The sequence below is a fragment of the Streptomyces sp. NPDC059740 genome, from assembly GCF_042733155.1.
In the GTDB taxonomy this organism is placed as follows: domain Bacteria; phylum Actinomycetota; class Actinomycetes; order Streptomycetales; family Streptomycetaceae; genus Streptomyces.
In genome coordinates, this window is sequence record NZ_JBHWGP010000009.1 from 67,402 (window position 1) to 84,559 (window position 17,158).

At 73.1% G+C, this 17,158-nt stretch carries 12 protein-coding genes and 1 riboswitch; of the genes, 3 read left to right on the top strand and 9 right to left on the bottom strand.

Features of this window, described 5'->3' with window-relative positions; all coding sequences use genetic code 11:
- Positions 1-123: 123 nt before the first annotated feature.
- A complete protein-coding gene (uvrA, locus tag ACFV3R_RS13830) occupies positions 124-3,141 on the bottom strand; it encodes an excinuclease ABC subunit UvrA (protein ID WP_385580725.1) in 3,018 nt (1,005 codons plus the stop codon).
- A 463-nt stretch (positions 3,142-3,604) separates the two neighbouring features.
- Here uvrA and ACFV3R_RS13835 point away from each other — a divergent pair, with 463 nt between their 5' ends.
- Positions 3,605-4,261: an MBL fold metallo-hydrolase gene (locus ACFV3R_RS13835; protein WP_385580729.1), complete on the top strand. Its 657-nt coding sequence runs from the start codon at positions 3,605-3,607 to the stop codon at positions 4,259-4,261.
- A gap of 171 nt (positions 4,262-4,432) precedes the next feature.
- Here ACFV3R_RS13835 and ACFV3R_RS13840 read toward each other — a convergent pair whose 3' ends face one another.
- The 3 genes from ACFV3R_RS13840 to uvrB all read right to left on the bottom strand — a co-directional run bounded on the left by ACFV3R_RS13840 (position 4,433) and on the right by uvrB (position 9,030).
- The gene (locus tag ACFV3R_RS13840) at positions 4,433-5,425 is read right to left on the bottom strand and encodes a TerC family protein (RefSeq protein WP_385581120.1); all 993 of its coding nucleotides are present in this window, start codon (positions 5,423-5,425) and stop codon (positions 4,433-4,435) included.
- A 447-nt stretch (positions 5,426-5,872) separates the two neighbouring features.
- A complete protein-coding gene (locus ACFV3R_RS13845) occupies positions 5,873-6,451 on the bottom strand; it encodes a TerD family protein (protein ID WP_385580732.1) in 579 nt (192 codons plus the stop codon).
- 410 nt (positions 6,452-6,861) lie between these two features.
- Positions 6,862-9,030, bottom strand: coding sequence for an excinuclease ABC subunit UvrB (uvrB, locus tag ACFV3R_RS13850; protein WP_385580735.1), 2,169 nt, complete (start codon positions 9,028-9,030; stop codon positions 6,862-6,864).
- A 433-nt stretch (positions 9,031-9,463) separates the two neighbouring features.
- Here uvrB and ACFV3R_RS13855 point away from each other — a divergent pair, with 433 nt between their 5' ends.
- Positions 9,464-10,372 (top strand): glycerophosphodiester phosphodiesterase, encoded by a 909-nt coding sequence (locus ACFV3R_RS13855; RefSeq protein WP_385580738.1) that lies wholly within the window; start codon positions 9,464-9,466, stop codon positions 10,370-10,372.
- A 185-nt stretch (positions 10,373-10,557) separates the two neighbouring features.
- Here ACFV3R_RS13855 and ACFV3R_RS13860 read toward each other — a convergent pair whose 3' ends face one another.
- The 3 genes from ACFV3R_RS13860 to ACFV3R_RS13870 form a co-directional block, all read right to left on the bottom strand.
- Positions 10,558-11,112 carry a DUF1697 domain-containing protein gene (locus tag ACFV3R_RS13860; RefSeq protein ID WP_385580741.1) on the bottom strand — a complete coding sequence of 185 codons (555 nt, stop codon included), beginning with the start codon at positions 11,110-11,112 and terminating at the stop codon, positions 10,558-10,560.
- A gap of 41 nt (positions 11,113-11,153) precedes the next feature.
- Positions 11,154-11,855 carry a methylated-DNA--[protein]-cysteine S-methyltransferase gene (locus tag ACFV3R_RS13865; protein ID WP_385580744.1) on the bottom strand — a complete coding sequence of 234 codons (702 nt, stop codon included), beginning with the start codon at positions 11,853-11,855 and terminating at the stop codon, positions 11,154-11,156.
- A gap of 79 nt (positions 11,856-11,934) precedes the next feature.
- Positions 11,935-12,417, bottom strand: a complete 483-nt coding sequence (locus ACFV3R_RS13870) for a type II toxin-antitoxin system PemK/MazF family toxin (protein ID WP_385580747.1) — start codon at positions 12,415-12,417, stop codon at positions 11,935-11,937.
- 186 nt (positions 12,418-12,603) lie between these two features.
- Positions 12,604-12,692, top strand: a riboswitch (ZMP/ZTP riboswitch).
- Between the two features lie 18 nt (positions 12,693-12,710).
- Between ACFV3R_RS13870 and ACFV3R_RS13875 the strand changes: the two genes are divergently transcribed.
- The gene (locus tag ACFV3R_RS13875) at positions 12,711-14,162 is read left to right on the top strand and encodes a glycine hydroxymethyltransferase (RefSeq protein WP_385580750.1); all 1,452 of its coding nucleotides are present in this window, start codon (positions 12,711-12,713) and stop codon (positions 14,160-14,162) included.
- A 23-nt stretch (positions 14,163-14,185) separates the two neighbouring features.
- On the opposite strand, the gene ACFV3R_RS13880 is transcribed toward ACFV3R_RS13875, so the two are convergent.
- Entirely contained in the window at positions 14,186-14,836 is a 651-nt protein-coding gene (locus ACFV3R_RS13880) for a uridine kinase (protein WP_385580753.1), read from the bottom strand.
- A 101-nt stretch (positions 14,837-14,937) separates the two neighbouring features.
- Positions 14,938-17,007, bottom strand: a complete 2,070-nt coding sequence (locus ACFV3R_RS13885) for a helicase-associated domain-containing protein (protein ID WP_385580755.1) — start codon at positions 17,005-17,007, stop codon at positions 14,938-14,940.
- Positions 17,008-17,158 lie beyond the last annotated feature (151 nt).

The window sequence follows — 17,158 nt, forward strand, 5'->3', positions numbered from 1 at the left end:
CCCCCGGTCCGCGCCCCGGCCGTCGCCGGGCGGCGGTACGCATCCGGACCGCCGCCACGCGACCGTACGTTCCCGTCCCCGGCCCGCAGGGCGGGCCGGGGACGGGAACGGAGGGCCCTGGTGTCAGGCCCGGCGGGCGCGCGTGGTCGCCGCCGCCTTCTTCGCCGCCCCGGCCGGGGCCTTGGCGACGGCCTTCTTGGCGGGGGCCTTCTTGGCGGCGGTCTTGCGGGCCGCCGTCTTCTTGGAGGTGTTCGCCGTCGTGGCGGCCCGCCGGGGGCCGCCCGACCCGGCGTCGCTGACCCGGTCGCCGAGGATGTCGCGCAGGAACTTCCCGGTGTGGCTGCTCGGGACCGCAGCCACCTCCTCCGGCGAGCCCTCGGCGACCACCAGGCCACCGCCGTTGCCGCCCTCGGGCCCCATGTCGACGACCCAGTCGGCCGTCTTGATGACGTCGAGGTTGTGCTCGATGACGATGACCGAGTTGCCCTTGTCCACCAGGCCGGACAGCACGCCGATGAGCTTGCTGATGTCCTCGAAGTGGAGGCCGGTGGTCGGCTCGTCCAACACGTAGACGGTACGGCCCGTGGAACGCTTCTGGAGCTCGGAGGAGAGCTTGACGCGCTGCGCCTCACCGCCGGAGAGCGTGGGCGCGGGCTGGCCGAGCCGGACGTACCCCAGTCCCACCTCGTTGAGAGTCTTCAGGTGGCGCGAGATGGTGGGCACCGCTTCGAAGAACTCCGTGGCCTCCTCGATGGGCATGTCGAGGACCTCGGCGATGGACTTGCCCTTGTAGTGGACCTCCAGCGTCTCCCGGTTGTAGCGGGCGCCGTGGCAGACCTCGCAGGGGACGTAGACGTCCGGCAGGAAGTTCATCTCGATCTTGATGGTGCCGTCGCCGTGGCAGTTCTCGCACCGCCCGCCCTTGACGTTGAAGGAGAAGCGCCCCGGCAGGTAGCCGCGGACCTTGGCCTCCGTCGTCTCGGCGAAGAGCTTGCGGACGTGGTCGAAGACACCGGTGTAGGTCGCCGGGTTGGACCGCGGGGTGCGGCCGATGGGCGACTGGTCGACGTGGACCACCTTGTCGACCAGGTCGTCCCCGGTGACGCGGGTGTGGCGGCCCGGCACCGACTTGGCGCCGTTGAGCTCACGCGCCAGGTGGGTGTAGAGGATGTCGTTGACCAGGGTGGACTTGCCCGAACCCGACACGCCGGTGACCGCGGTGAGCACGCCCAGCGGGAAGGAGACGTCGATGTCGCGGAGGTTGTTCTCCTTCGCCCCGTGCACCGTCAGCTGCCGCTCGGGGTCCGCCGGCCGGCGCTCCGTGGGCGTCGGGATGACGCGCCTGCCCGCCAGGTACTGGCCGGTCAGGGACTCGTCGTTGGTCAGCAGCTCGGCCAACGGGCCGCTGTGGACGACCTTTCCGCCGTGCTCACCGGCACCGGGGCCGATGTCCACGACCCAGTCGGCGGTGTTGATGGTGTCCTCGTCGTGCTCGACGACGATCAGCGTGTTGCCCAGGTCCCGCAGGCGCACCAGCGTCTCGATGAGGCGGTGGTTGTCGCGCTGGTGCAGGCCGATGGACGGCTCGTCGAGGACGTAGAGCACGCCGACCAGCCCCGAGCCGATCTGGGTGGCCAGCCGGATGCGCTGTGCCTCGCCGCCCGAGAGGGTGCCGGCCGCGCGGTTGAGCGAGAGGTAGTCCAGGCCGACGTCGACCAGGAAGCGCAGCCGCTCGTTGACCTCCTTCAGCACCCGCTCGGCGATCTTCTTCTCGCGGGCGTCGAGCCGCATGCCGCGCAGGAACTCGGCGCAGTCGCTGATCGACATGGCCGAGACGTCGGCGATGGACTTGTCCTGCACGGTGACGGCCAGCACGATCGGCTTGAGCCTGGTGCCCTCGCAGGTCGGGCACGGGACCTCGCGCATGTAGCCCTCGAAGCGCTCCCGGCTGGCGTCGCTCTCGGCCTCGCTGTGGCGGCGGCGCACGAACGGCAGCGCGCCCTCGAAGGCGGTGGTGTAGCGGCGCTCCCGTCCGTAGCGGTTGCGGTAGCGCACGTCGATCTGGGTGCGGTGGCCGTTGAGCAGGGCCTTCTTGGCGCGCTGCGGCAGGCCGGCCCAGGGGATGTCGGTGCGGAAGCCCAGGGCGTCGGCGAGGGCGTCGACGAGGCGGCCGAAGTACTCCTTGGTGTGGCCGTGCGACCAGGGGTGGATGGCCCCCTCGTCCAGCGACTTCTCCTCGTCCGGGACGATCAGCTCCGGGTCGACCTCCATGCGGGTGCCGATGCCGGTGCACTCCGGGCAGGCGCCGAAGGGCGAGTTGAAGGAGAAGGAGCGCGGCTCCAGCTCCTCGAAGGAGAGGTCGTCGTAGGGGCAGTACAGGTGCTCGGAGTACATCCGCTCACGCTGCGGGTCGTCCTCGTCGAGGTCGACGAAGTCCAGGACGACCATGCCGCCGGAGAGGCCGAGCGCGGTCTCGACGGAGTCCGTCAGCCGCCGCTTGGCGCCGTCCTTGACGGTGAGGCGGTCGACGACCACCTCGATGGTGTGCTTCTCCTGCTTCTTCAGCTGGGGCGGGTCGCTGAGCTGGACGGTCTGCCCGTCGACCCGGGCCCGGCTGTAGCCCTTGGTCTGGAGGTCGGCGAAGAGGTCCACGAACTCGCCCTTGCGTTCCCGCACCAGCGGCGAGAGGACCTGGAACCGGCTGCCCTCGGGCAGTTCCAGGACCTTGTCGACGATCGCCTGCGGCGACTGGCGGGCGATGGGCCGCCCGCACTCGGGGCAGTGCGGCTTGCCGATCCGCGCGAAGAGCAGGCGGAGGTAGTCGTAGACCTCGGTGATCGTGCCGACGGTGGAGCGGGGGTTGCGGGAGGTGGACTTCTGGTCGATGGAGACGGCGGGCGAGAGGCCCTCGATGAAGTCCACGTCGGGCTTGTCCATCTGCCCGAGGAACTGCCGTGCGTAGGAGGAGAGCGACTCGACGTAGCGGCGCTGCCCCTCGGCGAAGATCGTGTCGAAGGCGAGCGAGGACTTGCCCGACCCGGAGAGCCCCGTGAAGACGATGAGGGAGTCGCGGGGGAGGTCGAGCGAGACGTTACGGAGGTTGTGCTCGCGAGCGCCACGGACGATGAGACGGTCGGCCACGCCGGTCGGCACCTTTCGTGAGAACCGCGGGTGCGGTGGGTTTCGGGAGGACGGTCGGAGACGTTCCCGGTGGTGGGACGGTCGGCGGCCGCCGGGTGGGGCGCCGCGCGGTCCCCGGTCCAGAGTAGGGGGACCGTCACGGGGAGGTGGTTGCGATGCCGTAGACGAGCCTATAGCACGCGCATTCGATTACCGGGCTTCGCCCACCCTCTTCACCCGAACGTGTGGCGGAGTCGATTCCATCCCGTTTCAGGCAACCAGTTCACCACTTCCGTCCCGGGGCGTCCGGTTCGCTCCCACGTTCCGTCACGCACCGCACACGAATCGTCCACAGTCACCCCGGCGGACGCCGCCGCGCGGAACACCGCACGCCTTGCCGGGCCACCCCCGTCCACGCCGTCCCGGGGCGGGCGGAACCGCTCGCACGCGCCTCACCGTCACCCCGCCCGCCTAGGCTGGGACCATGACCTACACCGGAGCTGTGACTGTGGGCGGGCCCGCCGATGTGCACGAACTCACCGACCTGATGATCTCCAAGGTCGCCGTCGGCCCGATGGACAACAACGCGTACCTGCTGCGCTGCCGCGCGACCGGTGCGCAGTTGCTGGTGGACGCGGCGGCCGAACCGCAGACCCTGCTGTCGCTGATCGGCGAGGACGGCGTGGAGTCGGTGGTCACCACCCACCGCCACGGTGACCACTGGAGTGCGCTGGCGGAGGTCGCCGGGTCGACGGGGGCCAGGACGTACGCGGGCAAGGAGGACGCCGAGGGCATCCCGGTGCCGACCGACGTGCTGGTCGAGGACGGTGACGTCATCACCGTGGGGGAGGTCGAGCTCACCGCCCGCCACCTGGTCGGCCACACGCCGGGGAGCATCGCCCTGGTCTACGACGACCCGCACGGCCACCCGCACGTCTTCACCGGCGACTGCCTCTTCCCCGGCGGAGTGGGCAACACCCACCAGGACCCCGAGGCCTTCACCCGGCTGCTCACCGACGTCGAGACCAAGCTCTTCGGCCGGCTGCCGGACGAGACGTGGGTCTACCCGGGACACGGCGCCGACACCACCCTCGGCGCCGAGCGGCCCCACCTCGCGGAGTGGCGGGCACGGGGCTGGTGACGCCCCCCGGGGGCCGCTCGGGCCCGGAGCCGTGCCCGCCCGGACCTGCCCCGCCCCGATCGGCCCCACCGCTCCGCCAGGGCCTCCTGAAGACCTTCGCCGCCCACGCCGAGGCCGCCCCGCCCACGGCTTACGGGCCCCCGCCCCACCGGCCGTCGGCGCCGCGGGCGCTCAGGCTCCCGGGGACGCCACACGCTCACGCTCCGCCTCCGCGCGGGCCCGGCGGCGGGAGGCCCGCAGGCTGGTGGCGGTCGTGACCACCAGCACCGCGCAGATGACGCCCAGCGACACCTGCGTGCTGATCTCGGGCACGGGCACGCCCTGTTCATGCAGGGCGTGCAGAACCAGCTTCACGCCGATGAAGCCGAGGATCACCGACAGGCCGTAGGAGAGGTGGACCAGCTTCTCCAGCAGTCCGCCGATGAGGAAGTACAGCTGCCGCAGCCCCATGAGCGCGAAGGCGTTGGCGGTGAAGACGACGTACGGGTCCTGGGTCAGCCCGAAGATCGCAGGGATGGAGTCCAGGGCGAAGAGCAGGTCGGTCGTGCCGATGGCCAGGACGACCACCAGCATCGGCGTCATCAGCCGCCGGCCGCCCTCCACGACGAGCAGCCTGGTCCCGTGGTAGCGGCTCGTGGACGGGAAGCGCCGCTCGACCGCCCGCAGCAGACGGTTCTCCTCGAACTCCTCGTCCGCCGCTCCCCCGCTGCGGGCCTCCTGGACGAGCTTCCAGGCCGTCCAGACGAGGAAGGCACCGAACACGAAGAAGATCCAGGAGAAGTTGGCGATGATCGCCGCTCCCGCAGCGATGAAGACGGCCCGCAGGACGAGCGCGATGAGCACCCCCACCATGAGCACCCGCTGCTGGTAGGCCGCGGGCACCGCGAACTTGCCCATGATCAGGACGAAGACGAAGAGGTTGTCCACGCTCAGCGACTTCTCGGTGACGTACCCGGCGAAGAACTCTCCGGCGGGCTCACCGCCGGCGAAGAAGTAGAGACCCAGGCCGAAGAGGCCGGCCAGCGCGACCCAGACGCCCGTCCAGGTCGCGGCCTCCCGCAGGGAGACCTCGTGGGGCCTGCGCCCGCCGATGAGGAAGTCGGCGCCGACCAGGGCGCACAGGCCGAGAACTGTGAGGATCCAAAGGGTGAGGGAGACGTCCACTGCTCCTCCGGCGAGGTCGTACGGCATGTCCAGCGTCGTCGCTGCCGGAGGTCTCTTCCACCCGTACCGCCGGGGCGGGCGGTGCGGGCCGGCTCCCCGGGACGGATGTCCGTGATGACGGGGACGCCGCGCGAGGAGTACTCCCCTCCACACCCAGAAGAGTAAAGGAAGCACCAAGAACAGTAAAGGGTTGACCATATCGGCTGGTCGTGGCCGGGCATGGGAACGGCCGCCCGGTCGGCGACCGGGCGGCCGTGGAGTGGGCCGGTGGTGGCCCGTGCCTCAGAGGTCCTTGCAGGATGAGCGTCCGATGAGGTCGCGTGGTCCGGTGCCGTGCATCGCAAGGCGCCGGAGAGTCCTCGTAGCGGAGCTACCAGGGCTTTTCGGCAACGCCGTGAGGTGCGGTGCCGGACCACGCGGCCCGGGCGGGCATATGGCAAGGACCCCTCAGAGGTGCGGGAGGATCGCCGGGACCACGTCCTGGAAGGTGCGGCCGTCGGCGGGCTCACCGATGGCGGTCATCTGCCAGCCGGCGGGCCCGCGGTGGACCTTGGACATGATCTGCGCGGTGTGCCGGCCGCCGCCTGCCAGGGTGTACCGCGCCAGCTCCTGACCGTTCCCCTGGTCGACGAGGCGGCAGAAGGCGTCCTCCACCTCCTCGAAGGTCTGGCCCGAGTAGGAGTTGACGAGGAAGACGATCTGGTCGACCTTCTCGGGCACGCCGGGCAGGTCGACCAGGATGACCTCGTCGTCGGCCCCCTCCCCCGTACCGCCGACGAGGTTGTCGCCGGTGTGCTGCACCGAGCCGTCGTTGCTCGTGAGGTGCTGGAAGAACACCACGTCCACCGGCTCCCGGCCGGCGAAGAGCACGGCGGAGGCGTCGAGGTCGATCTGCCGCGTCCTCATGCCGAACAGTCCCTTGCGGCGCGCCGCGCGCCATCCCAGCCCCATTTTCACTGCGGTCAGGGCGTTTCCGTCGGACTTCTGCAGGCTGATGCCCTGACCCTTGGACAGGTTGACCGACACTCGCCGTCCCCTCTCTGCGTTCGCGTGGTGCCCGGTGTGCACCGGCGCCCCGCGGCGGGACCGCCCCGGTGCCGGTGACACCTCGACCCTATGCGCCGCGTGGGGAACCGGGCGCCCGGCTGCACGTTTTGTGGCGCCATCGCTACACATGCCCGGGGTGGGCCCGGCGCACGCCGCACACCAGCCTCAACGGGCACACGGGCTCACGGGCACACGGGCACACGGGCTCACGGGCACACGAGCACACGGCAAGCGTTCCGCTTCGCTCACCGTCGGGGCGCAGAACGAGCCCCCGTGGGCACACCTGCTAGTCGGGCCACCGGGCGGCAGCCACCCGGGCTGTTCGGCAACGCGGCGAGAAGCGGTGCCCGGGCCGCGCGGCCCGGGCGGCCAGTGGGCAGGGACTCTCCTTACTTGAGACCGGCCTCCTGCATCTGACGGAGTTCCTTCTTGAGTTCGCCGACCTCGTCGCGGAGGCGGGCCGCCACCTCGAACTGGAGCTCGGCTGCCGCGGCGCGCATCCGCTCGGTCATCTCCTCGATGATGCCGGCCAGTTCCTCGGCGGGCCGGTCCGTGGGGGCGGCGGCTTCCTGCTTGCTCTTGCCGTCCTTCGCGGCCTTGGCTCCCCGGGTCCCGCCGCCCTGCGCGGCCTTGCCTCCCAGGGACGGCACGGGTGCGGGCTTGCCCTTGCCCTTGCCCTCCGCCGGTTTGCGGTAGCCGGTGCCGAGCAGTTCCTCGGTGTCGACCTCCTCGCGCGCGATGGTGGCCACGATGTCGCCGATCTTCTTCCGCAGCGGCTGCGGATCGATGTTGTTGGCCTTGTTGTAGGCCAGCTGCTTCTCCCGCCGCCGGCTGGTCTCGTCGATGGCCCGCTCCATCGCCGGCGTCGTCTTGTCGGCGTACATGTGGACCTGGCCGGAGACGTTGCGCGCCGCGCGGCCGATCGTCTGGATGAGGGAGGTGCCGGAGCGCAGGAAGCCTTCCTTGTCGGCGTCGAGGATCGCCACCAGGGAGACCTCCGGGAGGTCCAGTCCCTCACGGAGGAGGTTGATGCCGACCAGTACGTCGTACTCGCCCGCCCGCAGTTCCCGCAGCAGCTCGACGCGGCGCAGGGTGTCGACGTCGCTGTGGAGGTAGCGCACCTGGATGCCGAGTTCGAGGAAGTAGTCGGTGAGGTCCTCGGCCATCTTCTTGGTGAGGGTGGTGACCAGGACCCGCTCGTCCTTCTCGGTGCGGGTGCGGATCTCGTGCACCAGGTCGTCGATCTGCCCCTCGGTGGGCTTGACCACGACCTCCGGGTCGACCAGTCCGGTGGGGCGGATGATCTGCTCGACGTGGCCGTCGGCCCGGGACAGCTCGTAGTTGCCGGGTGTCGCCGAGAGGTAGACCGTCTGCCCGATGCGCTCCTGGAACTCCTCCCACTTCAGGGGGCGGTTGTCCATCGCGGAGGGCAGCCGGAAGCCGTGCTCGACCAGCGTCCGCTTCCGGGAGGCGTCGCCCTCGTACATCGCGCCGATCTGGGGGACGGTCACGTGGGACTCGTCGATGACCAGGAGGAAGTCCTCCGGGAAGTAGTCCAGCAGGGTGTTGGGGGCGGTGCCCTTCTCGCGGCCGTCGATGTGCAGCGAGTAGTTCTCGATGCCCGAGCAGGTGCCGATCTGGCGCATCATCTCGATGTCGTAGGTCGTGCGCATCCGCAGCCGCTGGGCCTCCAGCAGTTTGCCCTGCTTCTCCATGGTGGCCAGCGTCTCGGTGAGTTCGGCCTCGATGCCCGCGATGGCCCGCTCCATCCGCTCCGGCCCGGCGACGTAGTGGCTGGCGGGGAAGACGTAGAGGTGCTGGTCCTCGCTGATCACCTCGCCGGTGAGCGGGTGGAGGGTGGAGAGCGCCTCGATCTCGTCACCGAACATCTCGATGCGGACGGCGAGCTCCTCGTAGACCGGGAAGATCTCGATGGTGTCGCCGCGGACCCGGAAGGTGCCGCGGGTGAACGCCATGTCGTTGCGGGTGTACTGGATGTCCACGAACCGGCGCAGCAGCTCGTCGCGGTCGACCTCCTGGCCCACTTTGAGGGGGACCATGCGGTCGACGTACTCCTGCGGGGTGCCCAGGCCGTAGATGCAGGACACGGAGGCGACCACCACGACGTCCCGCCGGGTGAGCAGCGAGTTCGTCGCGGAGTGGCGCAGCCGCTCGACCTCCTCGTTGATGGAGGAGTCCTTCTCGATGTAGGTGTCCGACTGCGGGACGTAGGCCTCGGGCTGGTAGTAGTCGTAGTACGAGACGAAGTACTCGACGGCGTTGTTCGGGAGGAGCTCGCGGAACTCGTTGGCGAGCTGCGCGGCGAGGGTCTTGTTGGGCGCCATCACCAGCGTGGGGCGCTGCAACTTCTCGATCATCCACGCGGTGGTCGCCGACTTGCCGGTGCCCGTCGCGCCGAGCAGGACGACGTCCTTCTCACCACCGCCGACCCGCTGGGCGAGCTCGGCGATCGCGGTCGGCTGGTCGCCGCTGGGCTGGTAGGGGCTGACGACCTCGAAGGGTGCCACCGTGCGTTCGATCTGGGTAACGGGCCGCATGACAACCACGGTACGACTCCCCACCGACATCCGACGGGTGATGAGGGCGTCCACCCGCTCTGACCTGCGAGGACTTCGAGACGGCCGAACCGGCGACGGGCAGTGGCGGCGCGGGTGGGGCGCGCGGGGACGGGGCGCCGGGAGCGGTGGCGCCCCCGGGGGCGAGGGGGCCTCGGGGGCCGGTCCCGGACGGGCGTGCGCGCCCTCGGCGGCCGGGGCAGGGCCGGCGTGTGCGCCGCCGGTGGGGGGCGCGGGACCGCCGTCTGCGGGGCGCGCGCGTGGCCTGTGCTGTCCCGCCCACGGGTGAACCCGACCGGGGAACGTTGCAGCGGTGGCTGTGGGTGGCAGTCCGTTGACGGTAGGCCACCGCCCGCCGCCCGGCCGTGCCGGGGGTGGACGCGCGGCATCGCCCCGGCCCGCCCTGGAGCCCGCCTTGCGAAGTCACCGTCCGTTCGCCGTCGCCGCCGCCTCAGTGGTCATCGCCCTCACCGCCGTCCTCTCCCCCGCCCGCCCCCCGGCGCCGGCGGCCTCCGCCACACCCGCGAAGACCTCCCCCGGTGCCCGCCAGGTGGTCACCGTCGGCCACCGGGGTGCCTCGCACTACGCGCCGGAGAACACCGTCGCGGCCGTCGACGAGGCCGCCCGGCGCCGGGTGCGCTGGGTCGAGAACGACGTGCAGCGCACCCGCGACGGCGTCCTCGTCGTCCTGCACGACGCGACGCTGACGCGGACCACCGACGTCGAGCAGCGTTACCCCGGCAGGTCGCCGTGGCGGGTCGGCGACCTCACCGCGGCAGAGGTGGGGCGGCTGGACGCGGGCGGCTGGTTCGGCCGCCGGTACCGCGGTGAGCGGGTCCCGACGCTGACGGCCTACCTGGCCGCCCTGGAGCGCAACCGGCAGAGCCTGCTGCTGGAGCTGAAGGACCCCGCCCGCTACCCGGGCATCGAGCGGCAGACGCTCGCCACGCTCCGCACCGCGGGGTGGCTGGACCAGGCCCACGTCCGGCGACGGCTGGTGGTCCAGAGCTTCGACGCCCGGGCCCTGCGCACCGTTCACCGGCTGCGCCCGGCGGTGCGCACCGGCTTCCTCGGCCGGCCCAGGGTGCGTGAACTGCCGCAGTACGCGCGCTTCTGCGACCTGGTCAACCCGGAGCAGCGGAAAGCGGACGCGGCCTACCTGGCCGCCGTGCACGGCAGGCGCGGGCCGCACGGTGAGCCGCTGCGGTCCTTCGTCTGGACGGTGGACAAGAAGAACGAGGCGGTACGGCTGGCGCGGGCGGGCGCCGACGGCGTCATCAGCGACGTGCCGGACGTCGTGGCGTCGGCCCTGCACCGGCAGTGAGGGCGGCGGACGGGAGCGACGGTGGAAGCAGTCCCTGGACACGGACGGCTTCGGACACGGACAGCTTTGGACACGGACAGCTCCGGGCGCGGGCGCTGCCGGCCTCGGGTACTCCCGTCCGGGGCTTTCTGCCCGGCGGCCCCGGCCGCGGACACCGCCGCGGACACTGCTGGGCGAGCCTGCTGTCAGGCACCGCCGGTGAGTCGGAGGAGCCGGGTGACGGTGTTCCAGTTGCGGGCGGTGGCGGAGCCGCCCACGGCATCGCCGGTGCGGGTGACGGTGGCGGCCAGCTTGGAGCGTCCGACGCCGTCCGGGCACCACAGGTAGATCTCCCGCCCGGCCAGGCGGAAGGCGTCCGGGGCGAAGCGGGCCGCGTCGATGCGGTCGAAGGCGCCCGGATCGGCCGGCGCCTCGGCGAGGAAGACGACGTGCAGGGTCTTCGGCTCCGCGACGGCCTCCGGGAAGGGGTTGGCCTCGACGGTGGCCGCCAGTTCCGCGGCGGTGCGGACGGTGACCGCGACCGGTCTGCCCAGTTCGGCGGCGACGGCCTCCTCGATGGTCCGGGCGGTCTGCTCGGGCGGCGTACCGGGGTCGGCCAGGACGATGTTGCCGGTCTGGAGGTGGACGGTGACGTCCCGGTAGCCGAGTTCGGCCATCAGTTCCCGCTGCCGGGCGGTCGGGAACATGGTGCGTCCCCCCACGTTGATCCCTCTGAGCAGTGCTACCTGGCGCGACGGCATGGGTTCCTCCGGTTGACTCGGCCGCTGAGGGCAGGGGCGGTTCAGAACAGGGGGTCCGGCAGGACGCCTTCCAGCGCCAGCAGCCGGCGCTTGGTCTCCAGGCCGCCGCCGAACCCGCCGATGCCGCCGTCGCTCGCCACCACCCGGTGGCAGGGCACGACGACGGGAAGCGGGTTCGCCCCCATGGCGGCACCGACCGCGCGGGCCGCCCCCGGCTCACCCACCCGGTCGGCGAGGTGCTGGTAGCCGACCACGGTGCCGTAGGGGACGTGTGCGGCGAGTTCCCGCAGGACCCGGCCTGTGAAGCCGCAGGTCAGGGACCAGTCCAGCGGGACGGTGAACCGGCGCAGGCCGCCGTCGAGATAGGCGGCCAGTTCCGCTGCGGCCTGCTCCAGGTGTGCCGAGGCGAGGTCGTCGTCACCGGCCCTCGCCTCGCCTTCGGCGGCGCGCAGCCGCGCCAGGGTGCGGCCGGTGGTGCGGTCGTCGGCGTGGAAGACCACCTGCCGCAGGCCGGCAGCCGTGGCCACCAGCAGCAGCGGCCCGATGGGGGTGTCCCGGCGGCCCCAGGCCCACCCGCCGTCGGCGGCCGCGGCCCGGTCGGGCGTCCCGGGGGCCGGGGCGGTGCCGCCGGGACGGGGCCCGCCGGCGGCCTGCGGCGGACCGCAGCCGTCGTCGGGACCACCGCCGGGGCGGGCTGCGGCGGTGGCGGGGCGTCCGCCGTCCTGGTCGAGGGAGAGTCTCACGCGACCAGGCTAGGAGGCACCACCGACAGCCGGGGTTCCGCGGGCGGACGGCCGCCGTCCCGGGGCGCCGGTCCGCCGGTCAGCGCCAGCCGTAGATCTTCCGCAGCCGGTGGATGACCCGGTCGAACCGCGGCCAGTCCAGCGCGCACGCCTCACGGCGCATGCCCTCGGAGTGGACGCGCAGGACCCGGTCGAGGTTCACCCAGGAGGGGCGGCCGGCGCCGTCCCACGGCCCGGAGCCTATGGACACCCATTCGCGGTCCATGTCGTGCCGCTTGCTGGAGAGCTGGACGGCCAGCAGCGTGCCGGCCGCCGGCTCGCGGGCTACGACGAGTACCGGGCGGTCCTTGCCGCGGCCGTCGTTCTCCTCGTAGGGGACCCAGGTCCAGACGATCTCGCCGGGGTCGGGCTCGCCGTCGGGGTCGGGTGCGTAGAGGGTCCGCACCGGGCCGACGGCACGGGGCTCCACCTCCTCGGTGGCCGTGGCTCCGGAGCGGCCGGGCGAGGTGGCGGGCGGGTCGACGTCCTGCGGACGGGCGGTGTCGTGGTGAGGTCGTGTCACGGGCGCACGCTAGCGCCCTGCGCCGCCGCCCGCGGCCCCCGGGTCCCGGCGCCTCCCGGGCTTCTCGCGCTTTCCGGGCCTCCCGGACACCCGCAGCCTCCCCGCTCCCGTGTTTTCCGGGCTTCCGGGGCGTCCGGGGCTTCCCCGGCTTCCCGGGGTGGGGACCGCGGCCGCGTTGTTAGACTCGCCCACGGCCGCAACTGGCGCACAAGTGGAACCGACCACGGGGAAGCGGCCGAGCCTGGATTTCGAGGTCGCGCGCCTGGGCCGCCTACCGTCACCCAGGAGGCCCCATGACGAACCACCCCGTCGCGTCCGAGCAGGCGTCCACCGCCTTCCGCAGCGCCCTGGACGTCGTCCGCCAGGTCGAACCCCGTATCGCCGACGCCATCGGCGCCGAGATCGCCGACCAGCGGGCGTCCCTCAAGCTCATCGCCAGCGAGAACTACGCCTCACCCGCCGTGATGCTGGCGATGGGCAACTGGCTCACCGACAAGTACGCCGAGGGCACCGTCGGCCGCCGCTTCTACGCCGGCTGCCGCAGTGTCGACACGATCGAGTCGGTCGCCGCCGAGCACGCCCGCGCGGTTTTCGGCGCCCCGCACGCCTATGTGCAGCCGCACTCCGGCATCGACGCCAACCTCGTCGCGTTCTGGGCCGTCCTCGCCCAGCGCGTGGAGAGCCCGGCGCTGGCCCGGGCGGGGGTGCGCCACGTCAACGACCTGTCCGAGGAGGACTGGGCGCAGCTGCGGCGGGCCCTGGGCGACCAGCGCATGCTCGGTATGTCCCTGGACGCCGGCGGGCACCTCACGCACGGCTTCCGCCCCAACATCTCCGGCAAGATGTTCGAGCAGCGCAGCTACGGCACGGACCCGGAGACGGGGCTGCTCGACTACGACGCGGTGCGGGCGGCGGCCCGCGAGTTCCGGCCGCTGGTGCTCGTCGCCGGCTACTCCGCGTACCCGCGGCGGGTCAACTTCCGCATCATGCGGGAGATCGCCGACGAGGTCGGGGCGACGCTGATGGTGGACATGGCCCACTTCGCCGGCCTGGTGGCCGGCAAGGTCCTCACCGGTGACTTCGACCCGGTGCCGCACGCCGGCGTGGTGACCACCACCACCCACAAGTCGCTGCGCGGACCGCGGGGCGGCATGGTGCTCTGCCACGAGGACCTCGCCGAGCACGTCGACCGGGGCTGCCCGATGGTCCTGGGCGGACCGCTGCCCCACATGATGGCGGCGAAGGCGGTGGCGCTGGCGGAGGCCCGGCAGCCGGCGTTCGGCGACTACGCGCAGCGCGTGGTGGACAACGCCCGCGCCCTGGCGGAGGGGTTGCTGCACCGCGGTGCGTCCCTGGTCACCGGTGGCACCGACAACCACCTCGTCCTGCTCGACGTCCAGGGTTACGGCCTGACGGGGCGGCAGGCGGAGGCCGCGCTGCTGGACGCCGGCATCGTCACCAACCGCAACGCGGTGCCCCGCGACCCCAACGGCGCCTGGTACACCTCGGGCGTCCGGCTGGGTACCCCGGCGCTCACCACCCGGGGCCTCGGCGGCGCGGAGATGGACGAGATCGCCGAGCTCATCGACACGGTGCTGCGCGCGACCTCGCCGTCGGGCACCGGAGCCGGCGGGCCCTCCAAGGCCCGCTACGCGATCGCCGCAGGGGTGGCGGCGAAGGTCGCCGAGCGCGCCGCGGAACTGCTGGACCGGCACCCGCTGTACCCCGGCGTCGACCTGAGCTGAACCGGCGGCCGGCCCGGGCGCGTTCAGTGCCCGGTCGGGGGCGGGCCGCTCCACGCCGGCCTGCGGGGGTGGTCGACGCGTACCACGACGTCGGCTGCCCCGGCCGGCGCCACCTCCGCCTCGTAGCGGGCGAACGCCGGCAGCGTCCACCGCTCGTCCTGCGGTGTCGCCCGCTCCAGCGCGGCGGGCGACAGGCTCAGGTGGACGGACAGGTCGAAGGGGAACCACTGCCCGAACAGCAGCGGTCCGTGCAGCAGCAGGACGCCGCCGGGGGCGAGCCGGGTGTACGGGCTGCGGGTGGCCCGGTCCGTGACGGGGTCCCAGAGGTCGGGCAGGACCCGGCCCGTGCCCCCCGCCTCCAGCGGCGTGAACACCTCCCGCCACAGCGCCCGGCGGTCGAACCACTCGGTGTAGTAGGCGTCGGCGTCGTGGTGGCCGTACTCCAGTCGCAGCGAGGCCGGCCGCAGGAAGCCGTGGGCGTCGACCCGGTGCACCTCCCGCCCCCCGAGCCGCAGTGCCTCCGCCAGGCGGCCGGCCAGGTCCTCGGGGTGGGCCGCCGGTGCCCCGTCGAGTGCGACGCGCAGCCAGGGGCCGCCGCCCTCGGGGGCCGTGCGGAGCAGGTGCTCGGCAAGCGCGTCGGTCAGCCGGTCCCAGGTGATCGCTTCCCACTGCACTCCCCCATTGTGCGCGGGGCGGCCGGCGCCGGACGCGGAGGGCCGGGCTTGTCGACGGCCCGCCCGCTCCTGGACAGCGCGTCGGCGAGGCCGTGCGGCGGTCAGGGCACGCGCGCCTCCGCCTCACGGTCCAGGAGCCGGCGGGCCTGTGCGAGGCGGTCGACGGCACGGGGTGCGGTGGTGGGGGCCCGGTGGGCGGCGGGCCGTTCGAGGAGGGGGGTTCCGGAACCGTCGGCCGCTGTCGGTGCGTACCCGGCGCTGCGCAGGGCTGACAGGGTCGCCGCCGGGGACTGCGAGCCGGCAAGCACCGTGCTCGTCTCCGGCCGCAGTTCCAGGACCTGCAGGCCCTCCGCCACGAGGAGTTCGGCGGCCAGCGAGGACTCGTCGCACTGCACGCGGCAGGCGCCGGGGGACGCCGCGGGAAGGACCCGGAGGCGGCCGTGGCTGCGGGCCGCCTCGGTGATCAGCGTGGTCAGGGCCGGCGGCAGTGCACCGGTGGCAGAGACGGCGGCCAGGGCGTCCAGGAGGCTTGACGCACGGTGCCCCGCAGTGAGGGCGGCGCGCACCGAGGTGCTGCTGAACCGCCAGGTCACGGCGGCATCTCCGGTCTCCCGGGTCGCCACCGAGGTCAGCAGTGCGGTGAGCTGCGGGGCGGGGGTCCCGGTGACGGTGGCCGTGGCGTCGCTCTGGAAATGGGCGTGGTCCAGCGGCTGCGGCAGGAGGGAGTGCAGCGTACGGGCCAGCGCTGCCTCGGCCTCCTCGACTCCCGGCAGGTCGTCACCGCCGGGGGGCGGGGCCTCGGCAGTGCCGGACGCGCCCAGGAGGGCGGTGCCGGCCGGGGTGAGGGTGGCGTGGGCGACGAGTCCCAGGTAGGCGGCCTCGGCCAGGCATGCTGCGGCCCGGTCGGTGTCCGGGGCCTCCTCGGTGAAGGCCAGTGGCCGGTGCCAGGCCGCGGTGGCGGTGAGGGCGCGCGCCAGTTCGTGGTCGTCGGGGCCCCTCGGCGGTGCCGTGGGCGTCGGCCGGCCGGTCCGGGCGGCGGGGACGGCGACTCGCGGCCCGGGCCCGGCGGTGCCCTCGGCCAGGGCGGCGAGCAGTGCGTACCGCAGGGCGGGGGCGTGCCGGTCCTCACCGCGCACCAGGGCGGTGGGGGTGACGCCGGGGGGCTCGTGGCCGGGGACGTGCCACAGATCGCGCCAGGCGCTCAGGAGCGGGACGGCCCGCTGCGCCGAAGGGGCCGCCAGCCAGTCGTCGTAGGCGGCCGTGGGTGCGGCGGTGATGCCGGCCGGGGTGCGGGAGAGGGCGGTCAGGCCGGCGGCCAGTGTCAGGTCCAGCAGGAGCCGGGTCCGCGCCACGCCGGCTCCGGCGGCCTCGGCGAGCCGGCGGATCTCGCGTACGGCGAGCCCACCGGCCTTGCGGAGAGTGGCCGGACGTTCGGCGAGGGCGTGCAGCAGCCGGTCGGCGGTGGCCAGGAAGACGGTCAGGGCCACCTGCGCCTCGTCCGCCACGAGGTCGCGGTCGGGCCCTGAGGTCCCGCTCGCCCCGCCGCAGCGGCTCTCAGGGCCGTCGTCCGCGGCTGCCCGGCCGGGGGCGGGGGCTGCGGGGAGCGGCGGGAAGGGTGCGGGCGGGGCGGGGACGAGAGGGCCGGAACCGACGCGTCCGAGGAGTTGCGGCAGCCGGGGTGGCAGGAGCAGCGCCGCGTCCTCCCCCTCGGCGGTGTACGGCTCGGCGACGACCAGCAGTGCGTCGCGGCGGAGCCGGTCCACGGCCGCCTCGACTGCGGTACGTGCCGCGCCCGCCCGGGTGGTGTCGAGGGCCGCGTGGAGTTCCGCGAACGGTACGGGGGCGCTGGCGAGATGGGTGAAGGTGAGGCTGTGCGAGAACAGCGTCTGGTATCCGGCGTCCGCGGCCGGCGTCTCGGGGGCCGTCGCGCTCCCGGCGGCCCGTGCCTGGCTGACGCGTGCCGCGGCGGCGAGCACCGTCAGACGCGGGTGGTCCAGGTGGAGGACGACGTGGTGCAGCGTCTCGTAGGACCACAGCGCCGTCGCCAGTTCGCGCAGGGTGGTCGGCGCGGGCCTGCGGGAGAGCGGCTCCGCGTACCGGACGAGGAGGGCGGCCAGCCGGTCGGGGGTGCGCCGGGCGAGGGCGCCGGTGAGTACGTCGAGACCTTCCACGTCCCCGACCTTAGGCCGCCGGGCTTCAAGGTGGGGCGCTGCACTTCACCGGTCCGGTCCTGCCGGCTCAGCACCATGGCCGGTTCTCGGGCTGCGGCGCCGAAGCGAAGGGAGAGCCGGGAGCCTCCGCGCAGGTACGGGCCCGGCCCGC